The organism is Streptomyces sp. NPDC127177 (assembly GCF_042672475.1).
Taxonomy (GTDB): Bacteria; Actinomycetota; Actinomycetes; order Streptomycetales; family Streptomycetaceae; genus Streptomyces.
Genome location: NZ_JBHXUW010000001.1, coordinates 115,374 through 131,927 on the forward strand (window position 1 = coordinate 115,374; position 16,554 = coordinate 131,927).

12 protein-coding genes are annotated in these 16,554 nt (G+C 71.9%); 2 read left to right on the top strand and 10 right to left on the bottom strand.

What is annotated here, in order from left to right; all coding sequences use genetic code 11:
- Positions 1-24 precede the first annotated feature (24 nt).
- The gene (locus tag ACFVJX_RS00470; protein WP_384123712.1) at positions 25-2,280 is read left to right on the top strand and encodes a tetratricopeptide repeat protein; all 2,256 of its coding nucleotides are present in this window, start codon (positions 25-27) and stop codon (positions 2,278-2,280) included.
- A 57-nt stretch (positions 2,281-2,337) separates the two neighbouring features.
- Positions 2,338-3,882: a phytoene desaturase family protein gene (locus tag ACFVJX_RS00475; protein ID WP_384123710.1), complete on the top strand. Its 1,545-nt coding sequence runs from the start codon at positions 2,338-2,340 to the stop codon at positions 3,880-3,882.
- A gap of 19 nt (positions 3,883-3,901) precedes the next feature.
- On the opposite strand, the gene ACFVJX_RS00480 is transcribed toward ACFVJX_RS00475, so the two are convergent.
- The 10 genes from ACFVJX_RS00480 to ACFVJX_RS00525 are packed head-to-tail and all read right to left on the bottom strand — an operon-like array spanning position 3,902 to position 16,538.
- Positions 3,902-4,876: an acetylxylan esterase gene (locus ACFVJX_RS00480; protein WP_384123708.1), complete on the bottom strand. Its 975-nt coding sequence runs from the start codon at positions 4,874-4,876 to the stop codon at positions 3,902-3,904.
- A gap of 4 nt (positions 4,877-4,880) precedes the next feature.
- The gene (locus tag ACFVJX_RS00485) at positions 4,881-7,310 is read right to left on the bottom strand and encodes a polysaccharide lyase 8 family protein (RefSeq protein ID WP_384123706.1); all 2,430 of its coding nucleotides are present in this window, start codon (positions 7,308-7,310) and stop codon (positions 4,881-4,883) included.
- Positions 7,311-7,321: 11 nt separating this feature from the next.
- The gene (locus ACFVJX_RS00490; protein ID WP_384123704.1) at positions 7,322-8,482 is read right to left on the bottom strand and encodes a GDSL-type esterase/lipase family protein; all 1,161 of its coding nucleotides are present in this window, start codon (positions 8,480-8,482) and stop codon (positions 7,322-7,324) included.
- Entirely contained in the window at positions 8,470-9,549 is a 1,080-nt protein-coding gene (locus tag ACFVJX_RS00495) for a DUF1565 domain-containing protein (RefSeq protein WP_384123702.1), read from the bottom strand. Before ACFVJX_RS00495 ends, ACFVJX_RS00490 begins: the two co-directional genes overlap by 13 nt.
- A complete protein-coding gene (locus ACFVJX_RS00500) occupies positions 9,546-10,148 on the bottom strand; it encodes a DUF624 domain-containing protein (protein WP_384123700.1) in 603 nt (200 codons plus the stop codon). The genes ACFVJX_RS00495 and ACFVJX_RS00500 overlap by 4 nt, the downstream gene beginning before the upstream one ends.
- 3 nt (positions 10,149-10,151) lie before the next feature.
- A complete protein-coding gene (locus tag ACFVJX_RS00505) occupies positions 10,152-12,131 on the bottom strand; it encodes a hypothetical protein (RefSeq protein ID WP_384123698.1) in 1,980 nt (659 codons plus the stop codon).
- 3 nt (positions 12,132-12,134) lie between these two features.
- Positions 12,135-13,922, bottom strand: a complete 1,788-nt coding sequence (locus tag ACFVJX_RS00510; protein ID WP_384123696.1) for a heparinase II/III family protein — start codon at positions 13,920-13,922, stop codon at positions 12,135-12,137.
- Positions 13,910-14,674 (bottom strand): SDR family NAD(P)-dependent oxidoreductase, encoded by a 765-nt coding sequence (locus ACFVJX_RS00515; RefSeq protein ID WP_384123694.1) that lies wholly within the window; start codon positions 14,672-14,674, stop codon positions 13,910-13,912. Before ACFVJX_RS00515 ends, ACFVJX_RS00510 begins: the two co-directional genes overlap by 13 nt.
- 45 nt (positions 14,675-14,719) lie before the next feature.
- A complete protein-coding gene (locus tag ACFVJX_RS00520; protein ID WP_384123692.1) occupies positions 14,720-15,643 on the bottom strand; it encodes a carbohydrate ABC transporter permease in 924 nt (307 codons plus the stop codon).
- Positions 15,630-16,538: a carbohydrate ABC transporter permease gene (locus ACFVJX_RS00525; RefSeq protein WP_384123690.1), complete on the bottom strand. Its 909-nt coding sequence runs from the start codon at positions 16,536-16,538 to the stop codon at positions 15,630-15,632. Before ACFVJX_RS00525 ends, ACFVJX_RS00520 begins: the two co-directional genes overlap by 14 nt.
- Between the last annotated feature and the right edge of the window lie 16 nt (positions 16,539-16,554).

A 16,554-nucleotide genomic window follows, 5' to 3' on the forward strand; every position in this document is an offset into this window, starting at 1 on the left:
GGAACGACGGGGGCGACAGCAGGGATGGCGGAAACCAGGCTGATCCAGAGCCGGTACCGGCTGCTCGATCTGATCGGGCGGGGCGGTATGGGCGAGGTGTGGCGCGCCCGCGACGAATCCCTGGGCCGTCAGGTCGCCGTCAAATGCCTCAAACCGATGGGCCCTCAGCACGACCAGGACTTCACCCGCATCCTGCGCGAGCGCTTCCGCAGGGAGGCCCGGGTCGCGGCCGCGCTCCAGCACCGGGGCGTCACCGTCGTCCATGACTTCGGCGAGCACGAGGGCGTGCTCTATCTCGTGATGGAGCTCCTGGACGGCCGCAACCTCAGCCAGCTCCTGGAGGACAACGAGCAGCACCCGCTGCCGGTCGACGACGTCGTCGACATCGCCGAACAGGTCGCCGACGCCCTCGGCTACACCCACCAGCAGGGCATCGTGCACCGCGACCTCAAGCCCGCCAACATCATGCGGCTGGCCGACGGCACGGTGAAGATCTGCGACTTCGGCATCGCCAGGCTCGGCCACGACATCGGCGTCACCTCACGTCTCACCGGGGTCGGCATCGCCATGGGCACCCCGCACTACATGTCGCCGGAACAGATCAGCGGCGGCCAGATCGACCACCGCAGCGACCTCTACTCGCTGGGGTGCGTGCTGTACGAGATCGCCACCGGGGCGCCGCCGTTCGACCTCGACGACGCCTGGGGTGTCCTCGTCGGACACCGCGACACCCAGCCGGAGCCACTGCGTTCCCACCGGGCCGAACTCCCCGGCTTCTTCGACCGTGTCGTCCTGGAACTGCTCGCCAAGACCCCTGAGCAGCGACCCGCCGACGCGGGCGACCTGCGCCGCCGCATCGCCGTCGGCCGCACCGGCGGCCAGCCGTATCTGGAGCCCACCGGACAGGTACTCCTCGCGCCGCCCGCCCCGGTCGAACACCCCGGCGGACGGGCGGCACCGAGGCTGCCCGCCTGGAGCCTGGGCATGACGGGCGGACACAAGGCGACGGGCGCCCTGGCGCCGGGGCTCGCACCGCCCGACCACTCGGCGGGTCTGACCGGTGCGTGGACCACGGGTACCGACCCGCGCACCGGATCGGCCCCACCGGCCCGGACCGAGCGGCCCACGCCCTCGCCCGAACTGCTCGCCATACTCGCCAGCCGCCACAGCGCCGGTCTCAACCTCGGCCGTCTGGGCCACTGGGACGAGGCGGGCGAGGTGCACAGGGCGGTCGCCGCCGAACGGGAGCACGCGCTCGGCCCCGACCACCCCGACACGCTCCTCAGCCGCTACGAGGTGGGGTTCACCCTCAGCCGCACCGGGCGCGCCGCGGACGCGCTGCGGGAGTTCGACCGTGTCGCCCAGGGCCGGGAGAGGACGCTCGGCCCCGACCACGCCGAGACCCTCGCGGCCCGTCAGGAGATGGCGTACGTACTGGGCCAGCTCGGCCGCCACCTCGACGCCCACCGGATCTACGCAGAGGTCCTCGCCTCCCGGGAGCGCTCGATGGGCCCCGACCACCCCGACACCCTGCGCTGCCGCCACAACCTCGCGTTCAACCTCAGCAGGCTCGGGCGCCTGGAGGACTCCTACCGCATGGCGAGCGACGTAGCCCGGTCCCGTGCCCGGCTGCTCGGCGCCACCCACCCCGACACCCTGGTCACCCGCTACGAGGTCGGCTACACGCTGGGCCGGCTCGGCCGGTGGAGCGAGGCACTGCAGACCTACCGGGAGGTCGTCCAGCTCCGCTCGCAGGTGCTGGGCGCCGACCACCCCGACACCCTCGCCGCCCGCTACGAGGTAGGTATCAGCCTCGGGCGGCTCGGCCGCAGCGCCGAGGCGCTCGAGCTGTACCGCGTTCTCGTGGGCGACCGGACCAGGGTCAGCGGCCCCGACGACCCCGAGACCCTCCGGGCCCGCCACGGACTGGGCGTCAACCTGGGCCGGCTGGCCCGCTGGGAGGAGGCGCTGGCCGAGTCGCGCGAGGTGTGCGCGACCCGCGAACGCGTCCTGGGCCCCGACCACGTTGACACCCTCGTCAGCCGCCGCGAGGTCGCCGTCGGCCTCGGCTGGCTCGGCCGCTGGGCCGAGGCGCTCACCGTCTACCGGCGGGTCGCCGAGGTGCGGACCCGGCTGCTGGGCGCCGACCACCCCGACGCACTCGCGAGCCGCAACGACGAGGCGCACTGCCTCGAACAGCTGGGCCGGGGGAGGGAAGCGGTGGAGCTGTACCGGCAGGTCGCGGCCCTGCGGCAGCAGCGGGGCATCCCGGCTTCCTGACCCGCGCACCCCTGCCGACGCTCTGGCCAGGGCCCGTCGTCCGTGTTACCAAGAGGCATGCCCGAACCCGACAGCTATGACGCCGTCATCGTGGGCGGCGGCCACAACGGTCTCGTCGCCGCCGCCTACCTCGCCCGCGCCGGCCGGTCCGTCCTGGTCCTGGAACGCCTGGACACCACCGGGGGAGCGGCAGTCTCGACGCGGCCCTTCGCGGGTGTCGAAGCCCGGCTGTCGCGCTACTCGTACCTGGTGTCCCTGCTGCCGTCGAAGATCGTCCGGGAACTCGGCCTCGACTTCGCGGTCCGCAAACGGACCGTCTCCTCGTACACCCCCGCCGTCCGCGACGGGCGCGCCACCGGGCTGCTCGTCGGAGGCGACGGCACCCGCGACTCGTTCGCCGCCCTCACCGGATCGGACCGGGAGTACGAGGCATGGCAGCGCTTCTACGGACTCACCGGGCAGGCCGCCGAGCGGATCTTCCCCACCCTCACCGAACCGCTGCCCACCCGGGACGCGCTGCGTGAGCGGATCGGCGACGCGGAGACCTGGCGGATGCTGTTCGAGGAGCCCATCGGCGTCGCCGTCGAGCGGAACTTCGAGGACGACCTCGTACGCGGCGTCGTGCTCACCGACGCGCTGATCGGCACCTTCGCCGACGCGCACGACCCCGCACTGCTCCAGAACCGCTGCTTCCTCTACCACGTCATCGGCGGCGGCACCGGAGACTGGGACGTGCCGGTCGGCGGCATGGGCGCGCTCACCGACGCCCTCGCCGCAGCCGCCCGCGCGGCCGGCGCACGGATCCGCACCGGACACGAGGCGGTCCGCATCGACACCGACGGGACGCACGCCGAGGTGACCGTACGCGCGGACGGCGTCGAGCGGACCGTCGGCGCACGCCGCGTCCTGGTCAACGCCTCGCCCCAGGCGCTCGCCGCCCTCCTCGGAGAGCAACCGCCGGAGCCCGCCGAGGGGGCCCAGCTGAAGGTGAACATGCTGCTCACCCGGTTGCCCCGGCTGCGCGACCGGTCGGTGGACCCGCGCGAGGCGTTCGCCGGGACCTTCCACATCGCCGAGGGATACGGACAACTGGCCGACGCCTACCGAGACGCGGCGGCGGGCCGGCTGCCCACCGCGCCACCGTCAGAGATCTACTGCCACTCGCTGACGGATCCCTCGATCCTCGGCGCCGATCTCGCGGCCCGGGGCTACCAGACCCTCACCCTCTTCGGCCTGCACACCCCCGCCCGGCTCTTCACCGAGGACAACGGGGCGACGCGCGCCGCCCTGCTCAAGGCCACGCTCGCCGAACTCGACTCCCACCTGGAGGAGCCGCTCGCCGACTGCCTGGCCATCGACGCGAACGGCGAGCCCTGCATCGAGGCGAAGACACCCCTGGACCTGGAGCGGGACCTGCGGCTGCCCGGCGGTCACATCTTCCACCGGGACCTCGCCTTCCCGCACGCCACGGCGACGACCGGCCGCTGGGGCGTGGAGACCGCGCACCCCAACGTCCTGCTGTGCGGGGCCGGCGCGGTGCGCGGCGGTGGCGTCAGCGGGGTGCCCGGCCACAACGCCGCGATGGCGGCGCTGGGCCGGTGACCGGGAACACCGGAATCCGCTACTGTCCGAACGCGCCGCGCAGGGCCGCTGTCTTGCGCGGCAGGTCGTACTCGGCGCCGCCCTCGTGGCCGTTGTACGTGAACACCTCCATCTGCGCCGGACCCGCGTAGCGGTGGTAGGCGGCGAACACCGTGGAGGACGGGCAGATCTTGTCCATCAGCCCCACCGAGAACCACGCCGGAGCGGTGGCCCGCGCCGCGAAGTTGACCCCGTCGAAGTACGACAGGGTCTCCATCGCCTCGTCGATCCGGAACCGGTGCCCGGACAGCCACCGGGCGATCTCCGCGTACGGGCCCGCGTCGGTGATCTGCGAGGCCCGCCGGTAGTGGCAGAGGAACGGCACATCGGCGACGGCCGCCACGACGTCGTCGCGCAGCCCCGCGACGGCGAGCGCGAGGCCGCCGCCCTGGCTGCCGCCGAGCACCGCGACGCGTGAGGCGTCCACCCCGTCGAACTCCTTCACCGCGTCTACGGCCCGCACCGCATCCGTGATCAGCCGGCGGTAGTAGTGCCGGTACGGGTCCTCGATGCCCCGGGTCAGGAAGCCGGGGGAGGAGGAGCCGTTCCCGTCCGGGCCGATGTCCACGGTGTCCGCCGTGTTCTTGCCGCCGCCGCCCTGGCCGCGGTTGTCCATGACCAGATGCGCGTAACCCAGGGCGCTCCAGGTCAGCCAGGAGTACGGGATTCCCCGGCCGCCGTTGTAGCCGATGTACTGCACGACGGCGGGCAGCGGACCCGAGCGGACCCGCGGCAGCATGAGCCAGGCCTTCACGGGCTGCCCGCCCCAGCCGGCGAACGTCACGTCGTAGACGTCGACGGTGGCGAATCCGGCGTCGTACGGGACGAACTCGGCGGCCAGGCCGTGCCGGGCCGTCTCGGCGAGCGTCTTCTCCCAGAAGGCGTCGAAGTCGGCCGGTTCCTCCGGCTCCGGCCGGTAGTCGCGCAGCCGGTCCAGTGGCATGTCGAACAGCAAGGCTCTAGCTCCTCTTCAGGGTGAGGTTGAGGGTTGCGCCGTGGCGGTCGGCGGTGTCGGCGGTGATCCGGATGCCGCCGCTCACCGGTGCGGCGCCGACACCCGGGTCCGCGGAGACGACGCTCAGTCCCCGCAGCGCCAGGTCGAGGACGACGGCGGACCTCAGCTGGGTGGGGTCGGAGACGGCGACGGTCACGGTGTCGTCCTGCGGGCGTACGAGGACCGAGGCCGGCCCGTCGGCGCTGAGCTCCTGCGCGGTTCCCGCACTCCAGAAGTTCGCGGCGAGCAGCCCGTCGGCGTCGCGGCGCACCGCGTGGACGGCGGTGGAGTCCGCGATCAGCCTCACCGGGGGTGCGGAGGACCATTGCTTCGTGCGCTCGGGGGAAGCCGCCGGGGCCTGGAGCCAGAAGTAGCCCGCGCCGCTCGGTGCCGCGCCGTGGTCCTGCCACAGCGTCAGGTAGGGGCGGGTGACGGAGGTGTCCGTGCCGTACTTGAGGTTGATCTCGCGCCAGGTCGCGGTCCGGTCCTCGCGCAGCCCGTGCAGCGTGACGGGCTCCGGGAAGACGTAGCCGCCGGTCCCCGCGACGTGCAGCCACCGCACGTCGTCCAGCGTCGCCGACCAGCCGGTGCCGGCCGGGGCGGCCTCACCGTTGACGAGCAGCGCCGCCTCCGGGTCCCGCAGTTTCCGGTTCTCCACGACCGTCTCCGCCGTACCTGCGTCGGCGGTGATGCCCGAACCGACACAGGCGATGACGTCGTCCAGGCAGAACCAGCTCTTCAGGCCCTCCAGCGAACTGCCGAACGCCCGCAGTTCCATGCCGTACGCGCCGAGCGTCGTCCCCGGCAGCGCGGCGCCGCCCGCCCAGTCGGAGGTGCTGGTGGTGCGCTGCCCCGCGGCGTCGGCGGGGCGGCCCGCGATGACGGTGGTGCCGGGCAGCCGTGTCGGGTCGACCGTCGGCCAGTAGTCCTCGCTGTAGTGGCCGAGGTCGTCCGTGTAGAGCAGCACCATGCCGTCGGAGAGGTGCCAGGCGTGCAGGTTCTCGTTCTGGATCGACTCGTAGTTGTAGATCCTGGACGAGTACGCGGAGATGCCGAGCGCGAAGGAGGGCCGGTGGTGGGCCGCCTTGTCCATCCGCGGGTGCTGCTTGTGGACGACCAGTGGACCGCGCGCCGGCACGGACGACGCGATGACCTGCCGGGCGGCGACGAGCGAGGCGAGATCGGTGACGGTCAGGAAGTCCCGGTAGGTGTCCTCGGCGATCCACTGCTTGACCAGGGCCGTGAACCGCTCGGCCGTTTCCCCGGGGAAGCTCGGGATCAGCCGCACCACCGCTTCGATGACCGTCTGCGCCGAGACGTGGCCCTGCTTGCTGGGACGGGCGATCTCGCGCCCGCACACCGACGCCATCACGTCACCCCGCGCGAGCAGTGGGTCGAAGCCCTCGTCGACCCAGCCGCGGACGTTGTCCAGGTCCGGGTCGGTGACCGTCCACGCCGTGCCCGCGAGGAGGTTCAGCAGCCGGGAGAGGTTGTTGAGGAGCTCCTTGCCGTAGCCGCCGTTGTACGGGTGCTTGTAGTGCTGGAGGAAGGAGCCGTCGGAGTAGAAGCCCTCGCCCGTTCCCTCCGCCGCCGCGCTCACGTCGTTGAAGGCGAGGACGCTGTTGGCGCCCGAACCCTCGACGTCCGAAAGAGCGTCACGGACCCGGGCGAGGTCGTCGCCGCTGCCTCGGAGCACGGCGTTCACGGCGACGACGGTGGAGATCCACACCCGGTTGGCGCCCGTCGCGATCTGCCGGTCGGCCCGCCACAGGTTCGGGTCGGGCGTGTAGTGCCGGACGGCCGCGTCGATCCGGTCGAGCCGCTCGGCGCCGAGCGCGTCGTACAGCAGCACGGTCGTGTCGTTGAGCGCGAGCGCGGACCCGATCTCCCAGTCCCAGTCGTTGTCGAAGCGGGTGTGGCCGGGGCCGTAGCGGTTGGTCAGCATCCAGTCGACGCCCGCCAGCAGCAGGTCGCGCAGTGCGGTGTCGCCGAACTGCGGGGTGCCGGGCACGGCCCACGCGGTGGCGACCGTGGCGAGGCGCTTGAACGACGTCGTGACGTGGTTGGAGAGCGTGGTGCTGGTCAGGTCCGGGAACAGCCCGTCGGCACGGGTCGGGTCCAGGCCGTTGGCGGAGGTCGTCGCGGCCTTGCCGATCCTGGCCACGGCAGCCGCGATCTGCGCGTCCGTCAGGTCGAGGTCAGGGCCGCCGGTCAGCAGGGTGTGCCACCGGACGCGGAGCGCGGTGGCGTCGGCGACGGGGTCCGCGGCGGCGGCCCGTGCGGTGCCCGCGTGTGCGAGCGGCAGTGCGGCGGCCGCGCCGAGCGCCGCCGCACCGGCGAGGACGGTGCGGCGGGTGGCGCCGCCGGTGGTGCCTCGGGTGGTGCCTGGGTTCATGGGGGCTGCCCTCACAGAAGGTGTCGGCGGTCGACGGCCGCGGCGAGGGCCGCATGGCCGGAAGGGTTGGGGTGGAGCCCGTCGCCGCTGTCGAACGCGGGCAGCATCCGCTCCGGACGGTCCGGGTCGCGCAGGGCCGTGTCGAAGTCGGCCACGGCGTCGAAGACCCGCCCGGCCCGCACCGACGCGTTGATCCGCAGCCGCGCCCTCTCCAGTTCGGGCGTCCAGCGGGTCCAGCCGCCGAACGGGGCGATGGTCGCGCCGACCGCCCGCAGTCCGGCGTCCCGCGAGCGCAGCACCAGTTGCCGGTAGCCGGCCAGGACGAGTGCGGGGTCGGTCTGGCCCGGCGGCTGCTGGAGGTCGTTGACCCCGAGATGGATCAGGACGGTCCGCAGCCCGGGAAGAGACAGCACGTCGCGGTCGAAGCGGGCCTGTCCGCCGGGACCGAACCGGGCGTCGTCCAGCAGCACCCGGTTGCCGCTGATCCCGAGATCGGCGACCGCCGCACCGGGCAGCCGCCTCGCCAGCCGGTCGGGCCAGCGCAGATCGGAGTCGTCCGGGGTGCCGACGCCCTCCGCGATGGAGTCGCCGAGTACCGCGATCACCGGCCCGTGCGCGCCCGTCACCTCGACGCCCGTCAGCAGGTACACCGATGTGGTGCGCTCCCCGTTCACGTCGTGCGAGGCGTGGGTGTTGCGGTGGAAGGACAACGGCCCCGTGGGGCCAGGAAGTTCGGTCCGTACGGTCAGCAGGGAGGCCTCCGCTGCCCGTAGGCCCGCGACCGCGTCACTGGTCAGTGAGGCGCCCGAGGCGAGCCAGGCCTGCCGCTGCCCGCCGAACGTCACGGGCCTGCCGCCCGCGGTCACCGGGCCGATCAGCACGGGCGCCGTGCCGAAGGCGTGCCCGTAGCACAGCCGGACCTGTCCGCCGGCCGACAGCCGGACGTTCGCGGTGCACACGGCATCGGTCAGTCCGGCGCTCGCCACCGGGTCGGTGTCGGTCGGCGCGGTCTGAGCCGTCGCCCAGGAGGTCGTCCAGCGTGAGTGGCGCGCTGTGCCGCCCGTTCCATCGGCGGCATGCGCACCCGGCGCCGCCACCATGACGGCGGCCGCTCCGGCCGCCGCCGTCAGTACCCCGCGTCTGGCGGGCCCCCGCCCGGTCACTGCGGGCACGCGCCGGTCGGCGCGTACTCGCTGCCGTAGGTGCCCACCGCGTCGCCGCCGGTGTTCCCGCTCATGGTGTTGGTGCAGACGGGCCCCTGCGGGGTGCGCATGAACTTGATGCCGCCGCCCGCGTTCCCGGTGATCGTGTTGCCGTAGATGCTGGTGGCGGTGCCGTCGGTCGCCGTGTCACCGCCGAGCCTGATGCCGGCGCCGACGTTGTCGTGAATGGTGTTGTAGCGGAAGATGTTGCCGCTGCCGCGTGCGTCGAGCCCGCCGGAGCTGGAGTCCTTCTGCTGGCTGCAGTCGTTGTACTCGACGTAGTTGTTCGTCGAGTTCTCCTTCACGTCGACGCACTCGTTGCCACGGGTGGCGATGGTGTTGTGGTGGATGCGGTTGTTCCGGCTGACGTCGGGGGCCGCGTCCGGGGCGCCGTTCGCGCCCTGCTGCTCGGGGGCCGTGCCGAGGTAGATGCCCTCGCCGTTCTTGCCGCCGCCACCGAACTTGAAGTCCGCGACGCCGCAGTCGGTGATGGTGTTGTCGGAGATGTCGGCGCCGGTCACCAGGTAGCGCACCCGCAGACATTCGTCGGCCGCGTTCTTCAGGGTCATACCGGTGATGTGCAGATCGCCCACACCGTCGCCGGGAGTCGTGCTCATGACATAAATGAGCTTGAGGCGGTACCCCGACACATCGGTGGACGAGCCGTGCAGCCCGTCCACGGTGAATCCGCTCAGCGTCGTCGAGTCGTGCCGCACCTGGATGATCCGGGCGTCGCCCGCCCCCTTCACCACGGCGTTCGACGGGCCGGTGAGGGTGACCCCGGCGCGCTCGGTCACGACGTCCTGCTGGTAGGTACCGGCGGCGAGGTTCACCACCGAGCCCGCCGGAGCCAGATCGAGCGCCTTCTGGATCGTGGCGAACGGGGATCCGGCCGACGTACCGGAGTTGGTGTCGCTGCCGGACGGCGACACGTAGTAGGCGGTGGCGGCCGGAGCGGCTGCCGACGGCGGGGCGAGGGCGAGCGGGGTGCCGGCGGCGAGCGCGGCGACGAGGACGGTGCGCAGTACGTGGCTCATGGGGTGTGCCTCCTGGGATCAGCGAAGGACAGAGCGAGCAGTACGGGGATGCTGGGGCCGAGGAGCAGGGGCCCCAGCGGTACGACGAGAGAGAGCAGTACGGCGGAGACCACCGCACCGAGCAGCGCGGTGCCCCGGGCGGCCGAGCCGAAGCCGAGCGCCAGCGCGCCACGGGTCCAGCTCCGGACGGTGCCGCCGGGCGCCCGGCCGGCCTCGGCCGCGAGCGCCACATGGTGGATGACCAAGGCGGCCGCGATACCCGCCTGGGCGGCGAGCAGCACAAACGTCCACGGCTCCGAACGGCCGAGCAGATACACGATGTTGGCGGTCAGGACGGCCGCCGCCACCGTGGAGGCGAGCCCGTGCCGCCACAGGGCCCGCCAGTACCGGGGGAAGGCCTCGAAGGTGTGGGTGAAGCAGTGGCTGTCTCCCTCGGCCCGCCACCGCTGGATACCGTGCGCCATGGCGGCGAGCGCGGGCAGCCAGGTCACCACCCCCAGCGAGAGCACGACGAACGCGGCCCCGGCAGCCGCCGGATAGGCCACGAACTCCAGCCGGCGCAGCAGCGTCGGCCAGCTGGACGAGAGAGTTGCCTGCATGGGTCAGCCGACCTTTCCTGTGTACGGTTCCGGCACGTCGAGCAGGACCGCGCCGTCCAGTTCGAGCCGGGTGGCGGCCACCACGTAGGGGCTGCCGCCGGAGGTGAGCAGTACGGCCGCGGCGTCGGCCCGCACGCCCTGGGTGCGGATCCGGCGGTCGACGGGGGAGAGCAGCACGGTCTCCGCACCGAAGGTCACCCCGTGCCCCTGCGTGCAGCGGATCGCCGCGGCGTCCGTTTCCGTCCCCGGGTCGATCGCCGTGAGGAACAGCCCCTCGGTGGACTTGGCGGTCGTCGAACGCAGGGTGTGCAGGGTCCGGGTGAGGCTCAGTTCCGGTGTACTGGACGTGGGGTTGGCCACCACCTCGGTGATCTCGCAGACGGTGCGGCCGTCGGTGGGCGCGAACTGCCGCACCCGTGCCGACGCCGACCCGGACCGGATCAGCCGGCCGCCGTCGGACAGTGCCTCCGTGGGCCGGTCGGTCTGGAGCAGGAACGTCCACTCACGTGCCGCGTCCGCCTCTGCGAGGTCCAGCAGCACCAGCCGCCCCGACGGGGTGAACACCAGCGTCCGGTCCAGCCGCCGCACGCCGAGCGCCGGGTCGTACATCGCGGCGATCTCCGCAGTGGCGTGCGCCCATCCGCAGTCGGGGGAGAGGAGCACATCGCGCTGCCGGGCCTGCCGCTCGAACGGGATGTCCCGGTACACGTGGTAACGGTCCTCGTCCGCGTACCCCTGCCCGTCCACCAGCAGCAGATTGTGGTGGGCGGCCCGCTTGCGGTTGCTGTACCCCTCGTCCACCGCGAGGAACCCGCCCTGCGAGATCAGCACGAAGGAGCCCGAATCGGGGTGGTGGTGGCCCTGATTGAGGGTGTCCCAGCCCTTCTCCACCCGGTGCTTCTCGGCCGTCTCCCAGGCGCGGTGGCCACCACCGGGGCTGGCCTTGAACGAGATCAGAGTGGCGTCCTCGTCCCACCCCGTACGCGCGGCCAGCAGCCCGAGATCCGGGAAGAACGCCCGGGTCTCGGTGGGCCGGGCCGCCTTCACGGCCGGGTCGTACCAGAGGTACTCGAGGTAGGCCTCCGGCAGGATGCCCGGCCGCACCCCGCTCTCGGCCGCTTCCTGCCACAGCAGTTCGCCCGATGCGAGATCACCCATCCACTGGGCCTCCGGGATGCCGTACTGCGCGGCGAGGCGGTAGTAGAGACCCGCGCTGTGCCCGCTGCGCCGGTCGTGACAGTCGCCGTGGTCGACGTTGAACGCGAAACCGGGCGCCGTCTGGTGCAGCCGGTAACCGAACGTGCGGGACATGAAACCGCCGCGGCCCCACCAGTCGATGCCCTCCGCCTCCTTCAGGAGGTCCAGGTGGGCGGCGAGGAAGGGCACACCGTAGCGCCAGTACACGACGCCCTCGGCGTGCGATCCGTCCTCGGGCATCAGGTCGAGGACGGTCCCGAGATTCTCCTTGGCGCGTTCGGTCCACTCCTCCTTGCCCAGCACGTACCCGGCCGTCGCCAGACCCGCGTAGCAGATCCAGTTGTGGTTCTGCCAGTACGACGAGGACCACCAGCGGCCCTCGCTCGCCACCGCGAACTCGTACATCCGCCGCCCCTGGAGCAGCAGTTTGTACCGCAGCAGCGCACGCACCCCGTCCGGCAGTTCGTCGCCGATCCACTTGTACGTGAGGGACAGATGGTGCAGCAGCCAGCCGGCGTCCAGGTCGTGGTCCGGCATATGGGCCTTGCCCCAGTGGGGCAGCCGCACCGCGGCCTCGATCCAACGCCGGCTCTCCGCCAGATGTGCCGGATCGCCGCCGGCCCGGTAGGCCAGTGCCGGGTTGGAGGCCGCGGGGCCCAGCCAGGTGATGCTGGCCAGCGGGTGCGTGCGGGGCGGGGTCGTCCCGCGGTGCCGGGCGGCCTCCTCGTACAGCCGGGCCTCCTGCGCGGGGCGCGGTCCTGGCGGCGGTGTCGCCGAGAGCAACAAGGGTCAGTCCTCCGATCGGAACCGTGTGGTGCTGCCGTCGGCGAGCCGGACCGTCAGCCCGTCACCCTCAAGCCGTACGTCGCTCACCGCGGGACCGGCCGAGGCGGCCTGGTACACCGAGGCGAAGGTGACCCGGTCGGTGACGGCGGTGAAGTCGACCCGGGTCCGCATCCGCTGGGGGTCGTCGGCCGGTCCGGGCCCCGGTACGGCCACCGGGCGCACCGGCGGCCCGGCGCTGTGCGTGTGCCAGCCGTGCAGGGTCTCGTCGCCGTACCAGGTGGTTCGCACCGGGCCGGCGGCCTGCACCTGGACGTCCAGCGCGGTGCCCGGACGCAGCTGCGAGGTGATGCGCCGGTCCCTGTCGGCGGTCACGGTCAGCAGGTCCACCAGGAAGCCGTCGCCCGCCACGATCCGGCGGACCGCGCGCACCCCCTCGTACGCGGTGGTGACCTCGGCGGTCACCGAGCGGTCGTCCGAGCCCAGCAGCTGTCCCGTGCACTCGGCCTGTTCGCCGCCGTCGACCCGGAACGCCGGATGCGCCTCGGTCGATGCGTACAGATCACGGAACTCGGCGTGCGCGTACGGGACCTGGCCCGGGTCGGGCTGCCAAGGGGTTGTGTCGCCGTAGAGATAGAGCGACAGTTTGTCCCGGTGGCCGTGCGAACCGCCGTGCGGGCCGAAGTCCAACACAGCGTGGATGCCCGCGACCCGCAGCACTCCGTAGCCCGCCGCGCCGAACACGGTGAGCGCACCGGGTGCGGGGCGCTCCGGCAGCGGCGGGCCGGCGAACCAGCCGTCCAGCTCCCGGTCGAGACCGTCGTCCGCGTCACCGAGCTCGGCACGGGCCCGTGCCGCCACCGCTTCCAGCGCGGTGGAGGGCACCAACTGTTGTGCGAGCGCGATCAGTTCGAGCCACTCGAGAGCCAGTGGGGCGCGCAGGTACGGGCCGTCGTGCAGCGCGGGCAGGATGCCGCCGGGCGTCGCGATCGTGGCCAGCACGTCCGTCATCCCGGCCAGCACACCCACCACATCGGCCGGAACGGCCGCCGGATCGGTGGACCGCAGCGCCAGCAGCGCCGCCCGCAGCACGAACCCGTGGTAGTAGGTGCTGCCCTCCCACTCCCAGCCGTCCTCGGCGACCGCGACCCGCAGATGGGCGTACAGGCCGTGCTCGCCCTCCAGCCATTCCTTTCCGCCGTCCCACTCCTGCCCGCGAGCCGCGGCGGCGCCGCGACCGGCGGCCACCCCGGCGGCGTTGAGCCACGCGGTGTAGTTGGACGCGAGCTGCCCCTTGCCGGTCAGCACGGAGCGGGCGTCCAGGGCCGCCCGCTCCAGCGCGTCCAGGAGCGGTACCACCCCGGCCAGGTCATCCGTGCCGTTCCCGGCGAGCGTGCTGACGGCGTGGCCTATGTTCACCGCCCAGATCGCGTCGGTCAGAGCCTGGTGGAAGAGCCGGCCGCGAAGCATCCAGCCCTGCGCCTCGCCGTGCTGCGCGGTGGCCAACTCCTCGTACAGACCGGCGTACTCGACGAGCCGCGCCACCGCCTCGGCCCGCTCGCCGCGGTGGGCGAGCACCCGCAGATGCCGCGCCCACGCCTGGTGCGACAGCACCAGCCAGGCACCGCGCACCGCCTCGTTGTCCACCCGGCAGCCGTACGCACAGCGCGCTCCGCCCTCGGGGAAGACCCCGGCGAGGACATCGCCGTGGTCCAGTTCGACACCGTGCGCCGGGCACACGTAGGCGTGCCACCAGCCGCCCCGCTCCCGGGCGATGCGCCTCAACGCGGCCACACGCCACCGTCGATGTCCAGCGTGGTGGCGGTCAGGAAGCCGGACGCGGGTGAGGCCAGGTGGACGACGGCCGAGGCGACGTCCTGCGGGGTACCGGCCCGGCCCACCGGGATGCCCGCCTCCATGGCCTGCTGCGCCTGGGGCGCGGTGAAGGTGTCGTGGAAGGCGGTGCCCTTGATGAAGCCCGGTGCCACGGCGTTCACCGTGATGCCGCTGCCGCCGAGCTCCTTGGCCAGGCCCTTGGTGAATCCCACGACTCCGGACTTGGCCGCCGCGTAGGCGACCGAGCCGGGGCCGCCGCCGTTGTGCGCGGCCAGCGAGGCCATGGTGATGACGCGCCCTGCCGACGACTTCGTCAGATGCGGAAGAGCGGCCCGCACGGTACGGAACGTCGAGGTCAGGTTGGTGGAGATGACCTGGTCGAAGTGGTCGTCGGACATCTCGGCGATCGTCGCCCGGCCGATGAGGTGCCCCGCGTTGCAGACCAGGACGTCCAGGCCGCCGAGGAAGCCCGTCGCCTCCTCGACGAAGCGGTCCACCTCGGCCGTCACCGTCACATCGGCCTGGAACGCCTTGGCCCGCCGGCCCAGCGCCTCGATCTCCGAGACCGTCTTCGCGGCCTCGTCGGCGGAGGAGTGGTAGTGGACGGCGACGTCGGCGCCGGCCTCGGCAAGGGCGACGGCGATGGCCCGGCCGATGCCGTGGCCCGCTCCGGTCACCAGCGCGCGGGAACCTTGGAGATCAGCAGACATGGGGGGTAACCCTTTCGATAGCCGGTCTCTGGGGACCGGGACCGGTCACTTGAGACCGGCGGTTGCGAAGCCCTGCACGAAATAGCGCTGGCCGATGAGGAAGAGAACGACCATGGGGAGGGTGGCGAGCGTGGTGCCGGCCATCAGGAAGTGCCACTGCGTGCCGTTCTCCGTCTTGAAGACGGAGAGCCCCACCTGGATCACCCGGAGGTTGTCCGAATGGGTCACCAGCAGCGGCCAGAGGAAGTTGTTCCACGAGGACTCGAAGGTCAGCAGCGCCACCGTGATGAACGCCGGCTTGACCTGCGGTGACATGATCCTGGAGTAGATCCGGAACTCCCCGAGCCCGTCGAGGCGGGCAGCCTCCTCCAGCTCCACCGGAAGATCCAGGTAGAACTGCCGGAAGAGGAAGACGGCGAACGGGGTCACCGCGCCGGGCACGATGAGCGCCCACCAGGAGTCCAGCCAGCCGCTGCCGCCCTGGCCGAAGAGGTCGTTCCCGCCGGCCAGGGGCATGAAGCGGACGATCAGGAACTCCGGCAGCACCTTCGTGTACGTCGGGATCATCAGTGCCGCGATGAACAGGTAGAAGATGACATCGCTGCCACGGAACCTGATCCGGGCCAGTGCGTACCCCGCCATCGACGCCACCAGGACGTTGATGAGGGTGTGACTGAACGCGATGATGAAGCTGTTCCGGGCGTACGTGGCGAAGGGCGCGGCCTTGAGCGCGTCGACGTAGTTGCCGAACTCCCAGTGCTCCGGCAGGAGCCCGGCGTCCTGCGACGCGATCTCCACCGGGGTCTTGAGCGAGGTCAGCAGCATCCAGATGAACGGCACCATCATCAGCAGCGAGATGACGGACAGCGTCACGTAGAGCGCGACCCGGCCGGCGGTGACCGGCTTGCCGTGCGCCGAGGGGCGGGGCCCGCGTCCGGCCTTCGGCTTGTGCAGCTCAGCTGTGGCCACGGGTGCCTCCCATGATCCGCCGGTTGACCAGGGTGAAGCCCATCAGCAGGACGAACAGCACCAGCGACTGGGCGCAGGCGTAGCCGACGCGGAACTCCCGGAAGGCGGACTTGTAGATCTCATACGTCATCATCGTGGTGCTGTTGGCGGGGCCGCCGTCGGTGAGGATGTAGATCTGGTCGAAGGACTGGAACGCGCTGATCATCGAGGTGATGAGCACGAAGAACGTCGCGGGCTTCAGCAGCGGCAGCGTGATCGAGAAGAACTGCCGCACCTTGGATGCGCCGTCCACCGACGCCGCTTCGTACAGCTCCTTCGGCAGGGACTGCAGCGCGGCCAAGTAGATGAGCATCTTCATGCCGATGCCCTGCCAGATGCCGACCAGGATCACCGAGGGCATGGCCCACGAGGTCGAGGCGAGCCAGGCCGGCCCGTTGATGCCGACGAGCGACAGCAGGGTGTTGAACAGCCCGTTGCCCGGGTTGTAGATCCACAGCCAGACCAGTGCGATGGCGACCGTGGCGGTGACCTGCGGCAGGAAGATCGCGGTGCGGAAGATGCCCCGCGCCTTGAGGCCCGTGTGCAGGGCCAGGGCCATCAGCAGCCCCAGTGCCATGCCGAACGGCACGGTGAAGAAGGTGTAGATGACGGTGTTCACGATGGACTTGCGGAACACCGCGTCGTCCAGCATGTCCCGGAAGTTGTCGAGTCCCACGAACTGCGGTGCCGTCAGCACGTCGTACTTGGTGAAGGCCAGCACCACCGAGGCCACGACCGGCAGACCGATCCAGAGGGTGGCGTGCAGCAGGGCGGGCGCCACCAGCAGCATGCCGGCCCGCTGCCTGCGGCGTCCCGGGCCGGTCGGGGCCCTGCCGGTGCGCCGCTTGACGGACACGTTGTTATCGGGCGGG